Raw genomic sequence first — 14,217 nt, 5'->3', positions numbered from 1 at the left:
GCTTTCTCATTAAGGATGTTTCGATGAAGAAACTACTTTCGCTGGCCGCCTTGGCCGCATTGTCCCTGGGGCAGATTGTCAGCGTGCAGGCCGCCAGCCTTACTGGCGCCGTGGGTGCGACCGGTCAGGGCGATATGACCTATCGTCTGGGACTGGGCTTCGATTGGGACAAGAGCTGGTGGGAAAGCTCCGTAGGACATCTGACCGGGTACTGGGATGCGGGGTACACCTACTGGTCGGCCGGTGAGCGCGCCGGTGGCCGTCACTCGTTGTCGTTCGCCCCGGTGTTCGTCTATGAGTTCTCCGGCGAGTCGGTCAAACCCTTCGTCGAAGCCGGCATCGGCATCGCCGCCTTCACTGGCTCGGAAGTGGGCGACCAGGATCTGGGCGGCTCGGTGAACTTCGAGGATCGCCTGGGCTTCGGCATGAAATTCAACGGCGGCCAGGCCGTCGGCGTGCGCGCGATCCACTACTCCAACGCCGGCCTCAGCCAGCCCAACGAAGGCATTGAGTCCTACAGCCTCTATTTCACGCAGCCTCTGTAACAGAACGCTGACGAAAAAAGCCGGACCTTGGGTCCGGCTTTTTTGTGTCCGCTCTGCGGCTGGGCGGGTTCGCGAGCAAGCTCGCTCCTACGAAGAGCGGCACGGTGCATCGCCTGTAGGAGCGAGCTTGCTCGCGAACAGAAGTCCCCGGTCGCATCGGCGATGGATGCCGTCTGACCTTCGTCCCGGCGGCTCTCGTAGGAGCAACTGTCTTCTACCGGGTTAATCCCTGCCTGCGCTTCCCCCTCACCCCAGCCCTCTCCCTCAGGGAGAGGGAGCCGTCCGTGCCGGCTGACACTACGGTTTCATCCTGCACCGAACAGTCCCCTCTCCCGCTTGCGGGAGAGGGTCAGGGTGAGGGGGCCTTGATCTTGTAGGAGCGGACTTTGTCCGCGATCCACCTGGCACCGCAGCGCCCGGCGAAAACAATCGCGGAAGGAATCCGCTCCTCCTGAAGCATCAAGGCTGGACGGAGAGTCCCTTGAACGCCTCCAGCGCCCGCTCCCGCGTGGCGGAAAGATCGACCATCGGCTGTGGATAACCTGCCGCGCCGAACAGCCCCAGCCGTGACGGATCGTGAATCGCCCGGCCTTCCACGCCAGCCAGCTCCGGCAGCCAGCGACGGATGAAGCGGCCGTCCGGGTCGAAGCGCTCGGATTGAGAGATCGGGTTGAAGAGGCGGAAGTAGGGCACCGCATCGGTGCCGGTGGAGGCGCTCCACTGCCAGCCGCCGTTGTTCGCCGCCAGGTCGCCGTCGATCAGGTGGCGCATGAACCAGCGCTCGCCTTCGCGCCAGTCGATCAGCAGGTTCTTGGTGAGGAACATCGCCACCACCATGCGTAGGCGGTTGTGCATCCAGCCGGTGGCCAGCAGTTGGCGCATCGCCGCGTCGATGATCGGGAAGCCGGTGCGGCCCTGTTGCCAGGCTTCCAGGTCCTGTCGGTCGTGGCGCCAGTTCAGCTTCTCGGTGTCCTCGCGGAACGCGCGGTGCCGGCTTACGCGCGGGAAGCCGACCAGGATGTGTTTGTAGAACTCGCGCCAGAGCAGTTCGTTGATCCAGCTGACCGCGCCGCTGTTGCCGGTTTCGAACTCGCCGTGGTTGTTGGCCAGCGCCGCGTGCAGGCATTGGCGGGGCGAGAGGACTCCGGCGGCGAGGTAGGGCGAGAGCTGGCTGGTGCCGTCGCTGGCGGGGAAGTCGCGGCGGTCGTGGTAGCCCCCCAGGCGCTCGTCGGTGAAGGCTTCCAGGCGTTCGTGGGCTTCGGTCTCGCCGGCCGGCCAGTGACTGCGCAAATCCTCAGTGGGTGATTCGAAGCCGTCGATGCATTCGGGCAGCGGATCGCTGGCCAGTTCCAGCGGCGCCTGAGGACGCGGCGCCGGCTGCAACGAGGGAGCACCCAGGTTCAGGCGCTCGTAGCAGAGCTTGCGGAACTGGCTGTAGACCTGGAAGTAGCCGCCGCCCTTGGTGAGCAGGGTGCCGGGGGCGAAGAGCAGTTGGTCGAGGTAGCTGCGCAGTTCGACACCCTGGCCGGCCAGCTCACGCTTCACGGCGGCGTCCCGGCGGGCTTCGTGCAGGCCGTATTCCTCGTTGACGTGCACTGTCTCGATGTCATGGTGGCGGCACAGTTCGGTGATCACCCGGGGCGCGTCGCTCCAGCGATCCGCCGTGCGTACCAGCAGTGGGATATTGAGCGCGGCAAGCCCGGCGCGCAGCTCTCGCAGGTTGCGCAGCCAGAAGTCCACCTTGCAGGCGGCATCGTCGTGCTCGCGCCACTGGCCAGGGCTGAGCAGGAACAGGGCGATGGCCGGCCCGCGTTCGGCGGCGGCCGCCAGGGCGGTGTTGTCACGCAGGCGCAGGTCGGTGCGCAGCCAGACGAGTTGCCGCTTCATGCCGGTTCACCGTTGAGCAGGCCGAGCTCGCGCAGGCAGTGCAGGGCGCTGACCGGGTCCTGCGCCAGGTGCAGCGGTGCCGCAACCTCGGCCAGTTGTTCCTGGTGGATGCGCGCGGCGGCCCCGGCCAGCACGCGGGGGCAGTCGACGCCGGCCAGCACGCGCGGCAGCTGAACGAGATTGAGTGTCTGGCTGGAGTAGAGCAGCACCGCTCGCGGTTTCAGGCGTTCCACCGCGAGCGCCAGTTCGCCGGGTGGCAGCGGCCAGTCGAAGACTTCCAGCGGACAGCCGGCGCTGCTGGCCAGCCAGGCGCTGAGCCAGAGTCCCGGTTCCAGCGGCAGTTCGGAATGGTTCACCAGCAATAGTGGTGCACCGCGCTGCTGGCGGTTGTGGTGGTAGAGGCGGGTGCCGAACTTGCTGCGCAGCCAGCCGTGGAAGAACACCCGCTCCAGTTGCGCGCCGAACTGGCCCTGCCAGCGTCGCTCCAGTTGCTCCAGCAGCGGCAGCATCAGGTGTTCGCAGAGGGTGTGCGCCGGGTAGACCGCCAGGGCGCCGTTGAACAGTTCGTCGAGCTGGCGCTCGCTGATCCGGCCGATGGCACCGATGCAGTGCTGCAGCAGGTCCTCCCACGGCGAGGCGTCCGGCTCGGCGGCGGGCGGATCGGGGTTGTCCAGCAGTGCGCGGACCTTGCTCACTGCCACGCCCCGCCCCAGCCAGGTGAGGATGGCCTGGATGCGCGCGATCTGCGCCTCGGAGTACAGGCGATGGCCCTTGGGCGTGCGCTGGGGCACCACCAGGCCGTAGCGCCGTTCCCAGGCGCGCAGGGTGACCGGGTTGACCCCGGTGCGTCGTGCCACCTCGCGGATGGGCAGCCAGCCTTCGGCCAGGGCCTGGCGGTAATCGTCGTCCGTTTCGCGGTGTGGGTGGTCGGGCTTCATGGCGTTCCTGCCGGTACGTCAAATGGCATTGCGAAGGCTCAGGTCTTCGGGATGCGGTTGAAGGTAGGCCTGGGCATCGATGTAGGGATGCGGATGCCGGCGGAAGTGGTGCTTGAGCAGTGTCAGCGGAACCACCAGCGGGATCACCCCTTCGCGGTACTGGCCGATCAGCCGCAGCATCTCGGCTTTTTCCTCGGCCGGCAGGTCATGCTTGAGGTAGCCGGCCAGATGCTGCAGCACGTTGCTGTGGGTGCCACGCGTGGCGCAGGTACCCAGCGCACGCATGAAGTCGCGGAAGTAGGCCGGGGCGAAATCGTCCAGCGGCTGGTCGGCGATCCTCGCCAGGCGCTGACCAAGCACGCTGTACTGGCGAGGGTCGTGGGCCATCAGCTGGTACTTGTAGCGCGAGTGGAAGCGAATCACCGCGTGGCGTGTCAGGCCCTGCGCGCGGAGCTTCTGCCAGGCGGCGTAGGCGAATACGCGAGTGAGGAAGTTCTCGCGGATCACCGGGTCGTTCAACCGGCCTTCCTCCTCCACCGGCAGCTCCGGGCGAGCAGCACAGAAGGTTTCCGCATAGAGCCCGCGAACGCCGGGCGGGCACGCCTGGCCATCGGAACGGTAGAGCTTCACCCGCTGCAGCCCGCAGGAGGGTGATTGCTGCATGAAGATGTAGCCGCAGATGTCCCGCAGCAGGCCGGCCTGCTCACGGCCGAAGTCACGCAGGGCCACGCTGACGTCGCGGTTGCCTTCTCGCTGGATCACCGCCCTCGGGGTGTCGTAGTCACCGATCAGGCGCAGGGTCGGTCGCGGTACGCCGAGGCCGATGGCGACTTCCGGGCACACCGGAACGAAATCGAAGTGGCGGCTGAGCACGTCCAGGCACAGGCGCGAGGCCTTGTGTCCGCCGTTGTAGCGCACCGGCTCGCCCAGTAGGCAGGCGCTGATACCGAGCTGGGGACGTGGCGTGGTGTCGGACATGGTGGTAACCGATTTCTTGTACAGGTAGATATTTTTGTACAACTATCGGTTAGGATAGACCCAGGCATGTACAAGTGCAAAGGTTTGTACAAGGTTGTGCGGCGGGCAAGGGGAATCCACGGTCTTCTCCGCAAGAGGAGACCGTGGCGGGTTCAGAGGTGCTCGAGCAGACGGCGGGCAGCTTCCAGGCCGCTCAGCCAGGCGCCTTCGACACGGCCCGAGAGGCACCAGTCGCCGCAGGCGTAGATCCCCAGGTCAGCGTCGGCCAGCGCACCGAACTGGTGGGCTTCCATCGGCCGGGCATACAGCCAGCGGTGAGCGAGTGCGAAGTCCGGGGCGTGTACGGCGCAACCGATCAGCTCGGCGAAGGCGCCGCGCAGGTGCTCGATCACGCTCTCCTTGAGCAGGTCGATGTTCTGCTTGCTCCAGCTGCTGCTGGCATGCAGCACCCAGGTGTCGAGCTGCCCGTCGCGACCGGGCTTGGAGCGGTTGCAGGCCAGCCAGGAAAGCGGGCCTTCATGGACGAAGCAGCCCTGCACCGGCGTCTGCAACGGCTCGGCGAAGCCCAGGGCGACGGCCCAGGTCGGCTCCATGGGGATGCTCGCTGCCGCCGCCGCCAGCTTCGGCGCACTGGCCAGCAGTGCGGCGGCCTGGGGCGCCGGGGTGGCGATCAGCACGCGGCTGTACGGACCGTGTGTCTGGCCTTCGGCGTCCTGCAGGTGCCAGTGCTGCTCGCCGCGGTAGACCTCGGTGATGCGGCAGGCGAAGGTGACGGTCTGGTCCTGCAGCAGGGCGCGGGTGATCGCGCTCATGCGTGGGGTGCCGACCCAGCGGGGTTGTTCGTCCGGCGACGGGCTCAGTTCGCCGTCGCGGTACTGGTACAGGGCCGGGTCCCATTCGGCTACCCAGCCTTGTTCGCGCCATTTCTGGATGGCGTCGAGGAAGCGTCGATCGCGGGCGGTGAAGTACTGCGCGCCGAGATCGAGGGCACCGGCTTCGGTGCGTTTGCTGGCCATGCGGCCGCCGCTGCCGTGACCCTTGTCGAACAGCTGGACTTCCTGTCCGGCGTCCCGCAGGGCGTGGGCGGCCGAGAGTCCGGCGATACCGGTGCCAATGATGGCAATGGGGGCGCTCATGACGTGCCTCGTAGGTTGTGTATTTCAGAGTAACGAGCGCGCTTGAGTTGTACAAATGGTTTGATCTGTACAATCGTTTGACTGCCAGCGCACCCGTGATCGGCAGAAATCCGATCATCGGAACCTTCCGCGTCTCATCGGTTCCTTCATGAATGAGCGCAGCCGGTTCCGGCACATACAGCGTAGACCTTCAGCGCTGTCCGGTGCAGGTGCAAGCGTCGCTGTCTCGTCCAGACTGATGGTAGGTGCGACACACTGACAAGGAGTTCGCCATGCATATTTTGTTGACCGGTGGGACCGGGCTGATCGGCCGCCGACTTTGCCGCCAATGGAGCACGGCCGGACATCGCCTGACCGTGCTCAGTCGTCAGCCGCAGCGGGTTGCCGCGTTGTGCGGCGAGCAGGTGCGCGGGATCGCCGACTTCCAGGATTACGGCGACGAACCGTTGGACGCGGTGGTCAATCTGGCCGGCGAGCCGATCGCCGACAAGCCCTGGAGCGCGGCGCGCAAGGCGCTGCTGTGGGACAGCCGGGTGGGCCTGACCGAGCGGCTGCTGGCCTGGCTGGAGTCGCGTAGCCAGCGCCCTGGTGTGCTGATCAACGGTTCGGCCGTGGGCTGGTACGGCGATGCCGGCGAGCGGCCGCTGGAGGAGAACAGCGCGGCGGCCGGCGAGGATTTCGCGAGCGAGTTGTGCCTGGCCTGGGAGCAGATCGCCCGCGAGGCCAAGGCGCTGGATATTCGCGTGGTGCTGGTACGCACCGGACTGGTACTGGCGCCCGAGGGCGGCTTCCTCAAGCGCATGCTGCCGCCATTCCGCATGGGGCTAGGGGGGCAACTGGGAGGCGGTCGGCAGTGGATGTCCTGGATTCATATCGAAGACCAGATCGCCCTCATCGATTTTCTTTTGCAGCGGGCCGACGCCGAGGGTCCTTATAATGCCTGCGCGCCGCAGCCGGTGCGGAACCGCGACTTCACCCACGAGCTGGGGCGAGCGCTGCACCGGCCGACCGTGCTGGGCGTACCCGGCTTCGCCCTGCGCCTGATGCTCGGCGAGATGTCGGTGCTGCTATTGGGTGGACAGCGGGTGGTGCCGCGCCGGCTGCTCGATGCGGGCTTCACCTTCCGCTTCCCCGAGCTGCCGGACGCCCTGGCCGACGTGCTGCGCGAGCAGCGCTGATCCGCCACGCCCTGCGGCAATGGCGACAGGCTGTGCGGCAAATCGCTGCGTGTAAACTGCGCAGCCCTACCGGGCCCGCCCGACGAGATCGTGAACCGATTCCAAGGACATTGCATGACCCAAAACGCCCTCCTGCTGGTCAACCTGGGCTCTCCGGCTTCCACCCAGGTCGAGGACGTGCGCCGCTACCTCGATCAGTTCCTCATGGACCCCTACGTGATCGACCTGCCGTGGCCTATTCGCCGCCTGCTGGTGTCGCTGGTCCTGCGCAAGCGTCCCGAGGAGTCGGCCCATGCCTATGCGTCGATCTGGTGGGACGAGGGGTCGCCGCTGATCGTGCTCAGCCGCCGCCTGCAGGAAGCGATCCGCCCCTACTGGCCGCACGGGCCGGTAGAGCTGGGTATGCGCTATGGCGAGCCGTCCATCGAGTCGGCCCTGCTGCGCCTGAGCGAGCAGGGCATCACCCGGGTGACCTTCGCGCCGCTCTACCCGCAGTTCGCCGACAGCACCACCACCACCGCCATCGAGGAGGCGCGCCGGGTCATGCGCGAGCGCGGCCTGAAGCTGGAACTCAAGGTGCTGCCGCCGTTCTATGCTGAGGCGGAGTACCGCCAGGCGCTGGTGGACAGCGTGAAGCCCTATCTCGAACAACCCTACGACCACCTGCTGCTGAGCTTCCACGGCCTGCCCGAGTCGCACATCCGCAAGCTGGTGAAGGACCGCCGCCACGATCTCACCGCAACCAGCAGCCGTGGGATGAGCGATGAGGTGATGGCGCTCTGTTACCGCAGCCAGTGCCTGCGCACGGCGGAGGATTTCGCCGCGGGTGCGGGGCTCGAGGAAGGGCGCTGGTCGGTGTCCTTCCAGTCGCGCCTGGGGCGCAACAAGTGGATCGAGCCCTACACCGAGGCGCAGCTGGACAAGCTCGGCAAGCAGGGCGTGAAGCGCCTGCTGGTGATGTGCCCGGCCTTCGTTGCCGACTGCATCGAGACGCTGGAGGAAATCGGCCAGCGTGGCAGCGAGCAGTTCCGCGCGGCGGGTGGGGAAGAGCTGGTGCTGGTGCCCTGCCTGAACGACCAGGAGCTCTGGGCGAAGGCGCTGGCCAAGCTGTGTGAGCGGATGTCGACGGCGAGCTGAGCGCAGGCTCAGCTCTTTGTAGGACCAAGGGGGGCGCCCAGCCCTTGCTCGCGAACCCGCTTAACACCGGAGCCGCCGGACAGTCTGTTCGCGAGCAAGCTCGCTCCTACAAGTGTTTCCAGCAAAACCCCTCGGCCAATCCCTGACCACCCATTCATCAGCCAACGGTCGCCGCCCGCATTCAGAGACCTGATAGTGGGCGCGCCTGGCGTCCACAGTGCCTACCCTGCGGGTTCTCCCCATCGCCATCGCCGCGTTGGCGGCGTCCAGGAGCCCGCATGCACAACAACAATAACGGCTACCCCTCCAGCTTCGTGGCATGGTCCACGGTCGCGATCCTCATGGTCGCCTACGTGCTGTCCTTCATCGACCGACAGATCCTCAACCTGCTGGTCGGCCCCATCCGTCGCGACCTGGCGATCAGCGACACGCAGATGAGCCTGCTGATGGGCCTGTCCTTCGCGCTGTTCTATACCCTCTGTGGCATCCCGCTCGGGCGCATGGCCGACAGCCGCAGCCGGCGCGGCCTGATCACCGTCGGTGTGCTGATCTGGAGCGCCATGACCGCTGCCTGCGGCCTGGCCCGACAGTACTGGCACTTCCTGCTGTTCCGCGTCGGCGTTGGCGTGGGCGAGGCGGCGTTGTCGCCAGCAGCCTATTCGCTGATCGCCGATAGCTTCCCGTCCCACCGTCGCGCCACGGCCATCAGTGTGTATTCCATGGGGATCTACCTGGGTTCGGGCCTGGCCTTCCTGCTCGGTGGCCTGGTGATCAAGTTCGCCTCGGCCCAGGGCGACGTGCACCTGCCGATCCTCGGCGAAGTGCGCCCGTGGCAACTGATCTTCCTGCTGCTGGGGGCCGCCGGGGTGCTCTTCACCCTGCTGATGCTGGCGGTGAAGGAGCCGACCCGGCGTGGCGTGGGCGCTGGCGTGGTGGTGCCGATGAGCGAGGTGGGCGCCTACCTGCGCGCCAACCGCAAGACGGTGATCTGCCACAACTTCGGCTTTGCCTGCATCTCCTTCGCCAGCTACGGCAGCGGCGCCTGGATACCGACCTTCTTTGTTCGCACCTATGGCTGGGATGCCGGCCATGTGGGTGTGGTGTACGGCAGCATCGTCGCGGTGTTCGGCTGTCTGGGCATCGTTTGCGGCGGCCGCCTGGCGGACTACTGGGCCAAGCGCGGGCGTACCGATGCGAACATGCGTGTGGGCCTGCTGGCCGCCGTCCTGGCGATTCCCTTCACCCTGGCCTACCCGCTGCTCGATAACGGCAATGCCGCGGCGGTGCTGATGGCGCCCATCGTGTTCTTCCTCGGCATGCCGTTCGGCGTCGCCCCGGCGGCGATCCAGGAAATCATGCCCAACTCCATGCGCGGCCAGGCGTCGGCCATCTACCTGTTCGTGGTGACGCTGCTCGGTCTGGGCGTCGGTCCGACCGCCATCGCCCTGGTGACCGACTATGTGTTCGCCGACGACATGTCGTTGCGCTACTCGCTGCTGATCGTCAGCCTGCTGGCGCTGACGGCGGGCGCCGTCCTGCTGGCGCGGGGGCTCAAGCCTTACCGGGCCAGCCTGGAGCACCTCAAGAGCTGGAGCCTGAAAGGGGAAAGCACGAGTGGTGAGCTGCAACGCCAGCCGGCTTGAACTCGTCGTAGGAGCAAGCTCGTTCCTACAGTTCGGTTTCACCACTTTGGTCCGTCGTAGGGCGTACAACCGTTCGCGGTTGTACGCCGATACGCCACGACGTATCGCCAACGCCGGGAGCATGCCGGGCGTCTGAGACCACGGCTGATCGGCGTATAACGCGGAGCGTTATACGCCCTACGGTGCTGGCATCGGCATTTGCCTGGAGGAGGGTATTTCGTTGCGGGGATTTCGCGGACAAGGTCCGCTCCTATGAGAGCCGGAGCTCCCTGTAGGTGGAAAAAGCCCCGCTGATGCGGGGCTTTTTCGTTCAGTGCGCCGATGCCGGGGCGCTGCCGTCGACGGGCCTCGGGTCCTCCTTGGCCAGTAGCGTGTACACGCAGGGCAGGACGAACAGGGTGAACAGCGTGCCCACGCTCATGCCGGTGGCGATCACGATGCCAATGTCGAAGCGGCTGACCGCGCCGGCGCCGGTGGCGAGCAGCAGCGGGAGCACGCCCAGCACCATGGCGGCGGTGGTCATCAGCACCGGGCGCAGGCGGATCGCCGCGGCTTCCTCCACCGCTTCGCGCACCGACAGTCCGCGTTCGTGGCGCAGCTGGTTGGCGAACTCGACGATGAGGATGCCGTGCTTGCTGATCAACCCGATCAGCGTCACCAGGCCCACCTGGGTGTAGATGTTCAGGCTCGACAGGCCGAGGAACAGCGGCACCAGCGCGCCGCAGATCGACAGCGGCACGGTGACCATGATCACCAGGGGATCGCGGAAGCTCTCGAACTGCGCCGCCAGCACCAGGAAGATCACCGCCAGCGCCAGGGCGAAGGTGACCATCAGCGCGCTGCCTTCCTGCACGAACTGCCGCGAGGCGCCGGCGTAATCGAAGGAGAAGCCGCGCGGCGACTCTTCCTCGGCGATGCTGCGCACGGTGTCGATGGCTTCGCCCATGCTGACCATCGGCACGCCGGAGATGATCGCCGAGTTGAGCTGCTGGAACTGGTTGAGCTGGCGCGGCCGCGCGCGCTCGTGGAAGGTCACCAGAGTCGACAGGGAGATCAGCTGGCCGCTCTGACTCTTCACGTAGTAGTTGCTCAGCCAGCCCGGGTTGTCGCGGTAGGCGCGCTCGACCTGGGCGATCACCTTGTAGCTGCGCCCGTCGATGGTGAAGCGGTTGATCTCGCCCTCGCCCAGCAGCGCGCCCAGCGCGACACCCAGGTCCTGCATGGTTACGCCCATCTGCGCGGCCTTGGCGCGGTCGATGTCGACTGCCAGCTCCGGCTTGTCGAACGCCAGGTCCAGGTCGAGGAAGGCGAACTTGCCCGATTCCTCGGCGCGCTTCTTCACCCGCTCGACCACCTGCAGCAGCGACTGGTAGTCGCTGGCGGTGTTGATCACGAACTGGAACGGCAGGCCTTCGCCGGTGCCCGGCAGCGAGGGAAGGTTGAAGCCGAAGATCTGCAGTCCGGGGATCTTGTCCAGCTCCGCCTGTACCACCTGCAGCAGTTCCATCTGGCTGCGCTCGCGTTCGTCCCAGGGCTTGAGCAGCATGCCGCCGATGCCGGTCTGCACGCCGTTGTAGCCGTTGATCTGGAACGCCGAATAGTACTCGGGGAACTTGCGGAAGATGCCTTCGAACTCGGCCGTGTACTTGGACAGGTAGTCCAGGTTCGCGGTCTGTGGCGAGTTGGACATGATGAAGACGATGCCCTGGTCTTCCTCCGGCGCCAGTTCCTTGTGGGTGAACATCATCAGCAGCGGGATGATCGCCAGCACCAGCGCGGCGAACACCAGCACTACCGGCCGGCTGTTCAGCGTGCCGTGCAGGGTGCGCTGGTAGCGCTGCTTGAGTGCCTCGAAGATCACATCCAGGCGATGGGCGAGGCCCGTGGGGTTCGCGTCGTGACGCAGCAGGCGCGAGCACATCATCGGCGACAGGGTCAGGGCGACGATGCCGGAGATGATCACCGCACCGGCCAGGGTGAAGGCGAACTCCTTGAACAGCGCACCGGTCAGGCCGCTGAGGAAGCCGATGGGGGCGTACACCGCGGCCAGGGTGATGGTCATGGTCACCACCGGCACGGCGATCTCCCGCGCGCCTTCGATGGCGCCCTGGAAGGGCGTCTTGCCCTCCTCGATGTGGCGGTGGATGTTCTCCACCACCACGATGGCGTCGTCCACCACCAGACCGATGGCGAGCACCATGGCCAGCAGGGTCAGCAAGTTGATCGAATAACCCATCATCTGCATGAAGAACAGCACGCCGATCATCGACAGCGGGATCGTCACCACCGGGATGATCACCGAGCGCAGCGCGCCGAGGAACAGGAAGACCACCACGATGACGATCAGGATCGCCTCGCCCAGGGTCTTCACCACCTCGTCGATGGAGGCCTGGATGAAGCGAGTGGCGTCGTAGGCGATGGTCACCTTCAGGCTCGGCGGCAGTTGCTCTTCCAGCTCCGGCATCTTGGCGCGGACTTCCTTGATCACGTCCAGCGGGTTGGAACTGGGCGTGCCCTTGATGCCGATGTACACCGAGGGGATGCCGTTGAACGAGCTGACCGCGTCGTAGCTCGCCGCGCCCAGTTCGATGCGTGCCACATCACCCATCAGCACGCGGCGATCGCCGGCGGTCCTGAGCGGGATGGCGGCGAAGGCTTCCGGGGATTTCAGGTCGGTGGAGGCGTTCACCGAGGTGACCACCATCTCGCCCTTCACCTCGCCGGCGGCGGAGAGGAAGTTGTACTGCCGCACCGCGCTATCGATGTCCCCGGCGGTGATGCCGTAGGCGGCCATCTTCACCGGGTCCAGCCACAGGCGCATGGCGAACACCTGGTTGCCGAGGATCTCCGCCTCGGCGATGCCCGGCAGGGTGGCGAGCTTGGGCTGGATCACGCGCGACAGGTAGTCGGTGATCTGCGGGTTGTTCATCTGCTCGCTGAAGAAGCTGATGTACATCAGCGCCGAGGCGTCGGCGGCTTCCTTGTCCAGCACCGGGTCTTCGGCGTCCGGCGGCAGCTGGGTCTTCACCTCGCCGATCTTTGACAGCAGCTCGGTCACCAGACGGTCGGTGTTGGCGCCGATGTGTGCATAGATCGAGATCACCGAGTAGTTCTGCCGGCTCACCGAGGTCATGTAGTCGATGCCTTCGGCGCTGGCCAGGCTCTGCTGCAGCGGCTGGGTGATGTAGCCCTGGATGGTTTCGGCGTTGGCGCCGGCATAGAAGGTGGTGACGGTGATCAGCGCGTTTTCCATCTGCGGGTATTCGCGGATCACCAGCTTGCTGAAGGCCTGCATGCCGAGCAGGACGATCAGCAGGCTGACCACGGTCGCCAGCACGGGGCGACGGATAAATGGATCGGTGAACATAAGCTCAATCCCTGTATTCGGATTTGCTGCGCGTCGGCCATGCCGCGTTGGCGGGGTACGTCGAAATGCTCATTGGCTACAGCCAACTCCGCTTTCGCCGTATCCCGCCGCCTTGCCTGGCTCTAGCTCGCGAAATCCGTTGACTCTCGTAGTCCTCGCATGGGCGATGGCACTGCTGTCTGTTACTGCGCGTCCGGAACGATGGCCACCGGCGTGCCGCTGTCGAGCTTGAGCTGGCCGGAGGTCACAACCTGTTCGCCGGCCTTCAGGCCCTCGACGATCACCACGTTGCCTTCGCGGCGCTCGCCGGTTTTGACGTAGCGGCGCTCCACGGCGAGGGCCGGTTGGCCTTTGTCGTCGGTCTTCGCCTTGCCGTCCTTGTCCTTCTGCGGACCAACCACGTACACCGAGTTGCCGTACAGGGTGAAGGCCACGGCGGTTTCCGGTACCACGATGCGCGGCGCGCTGTCGGGCAACTGCACTTCCAGGTTGGCGAACATGCCCGGCAGCAGTTTGCCGTCGGGGTTGGCCATACTGGCGCGGACCAGCAGGTTGCGCGTCTCGTTGTCCACCCGCGGGCTGATCGCCTCGATGCGGGCCTCGAAGCTCTGTCCGGGATAGGCCGCGACCCTCACGCTGACGACCTGGCCGGTCTTGAGCAGGGGGAAGTCCTGTTCCGGCAGGAAGAAGTCGACCAGCAGGGTGGAGAGGTCCTGCAGGGTGACGATCTCGGTGCCCGGCGAGACGTAGTCGCCCACGTCCACCCGGCGGATGCCGGCGGTGCCGTCGAAGGGTGCGAGGATGCGCTTCTTCGCCAGCGCCGCGCGCAGCTGCGCCACGGTGGCGGTGGAGCGGTTCAGCTGGGCGGCGAGGCGGTCGTAGTCGCTCCTGGAAATGGCCTGGCGGTCGATCAGGTTGCGGCCGCGCTCGTATTCCACCTTGGCCAGGCCCAGGTCCGCCTCGGCGCTACGCAGGGTGGCCTGCTCGACGTCGTCATCCATCTGCAGGATGGGCTGCTCGCGCTTCACCTTGTCGCCGGAGACGAACAGGATGCTGCGCACGATGCCCGAGACTTCGGCGGTCACGGTCACGCCCTGCACGGCGCGCAGGGTGCCGATGGCCGGCAGGCGGCTCTGCCAGTCGCGCTGCACGGCGTCGGTCGCGGTGACGCTGACCGGTGGGCGTGGCGCCGAGAACATGGCGATCTGTTTCTGGATGGAGAGGTATTTCGAGCCGGCGAGCACCGCAACGATGACGGCAACTACGCCCAGCATGAGCAGCATGCGGCGCAACATCTTCCTGTTCCTTGGTACGTGCCTGGCAGCAATCCTCCGCGATTCGCTCGTCCGGTAACTGCGGGACGGCCTTCCGTTCGCGGGATGTCGATCAGGCTTCGAAGCCGATACGG

Annotated in this window: 10 protein-coding genes; 4 read left to right on the top strand and 6 right to left on the bottom strand. The window is 66.2% G+C overall.

Annotated features, from left to right (window positions below; genetic code table 11):
* Positions 1-23 precede the first annotated feature (23 nt).
* On the top strand, positions 24-545 hold the full coding sequence (locus SD196_RS22765) for an acyloxyacyl hydrolase (protein ID WP_275608626.1): 522 nt from the start codon (positions 24-26) through the stop codon (positions 543-545).
* Positions 546-1,004: 459 nt separating this feature from the next.
* On the opposite strand, the gene phrB is transcribed toward SD196_RS22765, so the two are convergent.
* The 4 genes from phrB to SD196_RS22745 form a co-directional block, all read right to left on the bottom strand.
* Positions 1,005-2,432 (bottom strand): deoxyribodipyrimidine photo-lyase, encoded by a 1,428-nt coding sequence (gene phrB, locus SD196_RS22760; protein WP_343577326.1) that lies wholly within the window; start codon positions 2,430-2,432, stop codon positions 1,005-1,007.
* On the bottom strand, positions 2,429-3,370 hold the full coding sequence (locus tag SD196_RS22755) for a MerR family transcriptional regulator (protein WP_343577329.1): 942 nt from the start codon (positions 3,368-3,370) through the stop codon (positions 2,429-2,431). The genes phrB and SD196_RS22755 overlap by 4 nt, the downstream gene beginning before the upstream one ends.
* A gap of 18 nt (positions 3,371-3,388) precedes the next feature.
* Positions 3,389-4,348 carry a DUF523 and DUF1722 domain-containing protein gene (locus SD196_RS22750; RefSeq protein ID WP_343577331.1) on the bottom strand — a complete coding sequence of 320 codons (960 nt, stop codon included), beginning with the start codon at positions 4,346-4,348 and terminating at the stop codon, positions 3,389-3,391.
* 152 nt (positions 4,349-4,500) lie between these two features.
* Positions 4,501-5,484 carry an NAD(P)/FAD-dependent oxidoreductase gene (locus SD196_RS22745; protein ID WP_275608622.1) on the bottom strand — a complete coding sequence of 328 codons (984 nt, stop codon included), beginning with the start codon at positions 5,482-5,484 and terminating at the stop codon, positions 4,501-4,503.
* Between the two features lie 272 nt (positions 5,485-5,756).
* Between SD196_RS22745 and SD196_RS22740 the strand changes: the two genes are divergently transcribed.
* The 3 genes from SD196_RS22740 (at position 5,757) to SD196_RS22730 (ending at position 9,442) form a co-directional block, all read left to right on the top strand.
* Positions 5,757-6,662, top strand: coding sequence for a TIGR01777 family oxidoreductase (locus tag SD196_RS22740; protein WP_275608621.1), 906 nt, complete (start codon positions 5,757-5,759; stop codon positions 6,660-6,662).
* 114 nt (positions 6,663-6,776) lie between these two features.
* Positions 6,777-7,799 carry a ferrochelatase gene (hemH, locus tag SD196_RS22735; protein WP_275608620.1) on the top strand — a complete coding sequence of 341 codons (1,023 nt, stop codon included), beginning with the start codon at positions 6,777-6,779 and terminating at the stop codon, positions 7,797-7,799.
* Positions 7,800-8,077: 278 nt separating this feature from the next.
* Positions 8,078-9,442: a spinster family MFS transporter gene (locus SD196_RS22730; protein ID WP_331319294.1), complete on the top strand. Its 1,365-nt coding sequence runs from the start codon at positions 8,078-8,080 to the stop codon at positions 9,440-9,442.
* A gap of 310 nt (positions 9,443-9,752) precedes the next feature.
* Here the strand turns inward: SD196_RS22730 and SD196_RS22725 are convergent, their stop codons facing one another.
* Together SD196_RS22725 and SD196_RS22720 are read right to left on the bottom strand one after the other, a co-directional pair.
* A complete protein-coding gene (locus SD196_RS22725; RefSeq protein ID WP_331319293.1) occupies positions 9,753-12,809 on the bottom strand; it encodes a multidrug efflux RND transporter permease subunit in 3,057 nt (1,018 codons plus the stop codon).
* A 182-nt stretch (positions 12,810-12,991) separates the two neighbouring features.
* Complete coding sequence (locus SD196_RS22720; protein WP_343577336.1) at positions 12,992-14,104, bottom strand: efflux RND transporter periplasmic adaptor subunit; 1,113 nt, start codon at positions 14,102-14,104, stop codon at positions 12,992-12,994.
* Positions 14,105-14,217: the final 113 nt, after the last annotated feature.

This window comes from Pseudomonas macauensis, from assembly GCF_047902425.1.
Classification (GTDB): domain Bacteria; phylum Pseudomonadota; class Gammaproteobacteria; order Pseudomonadales; family Pseudomonadaceae; genus Pseudomonas.
The sequence above is the reverse complement of the archived record's forward strand: the minus strand, read 5'-3'. Positions and strand labels throughout refer to the sequence as shown.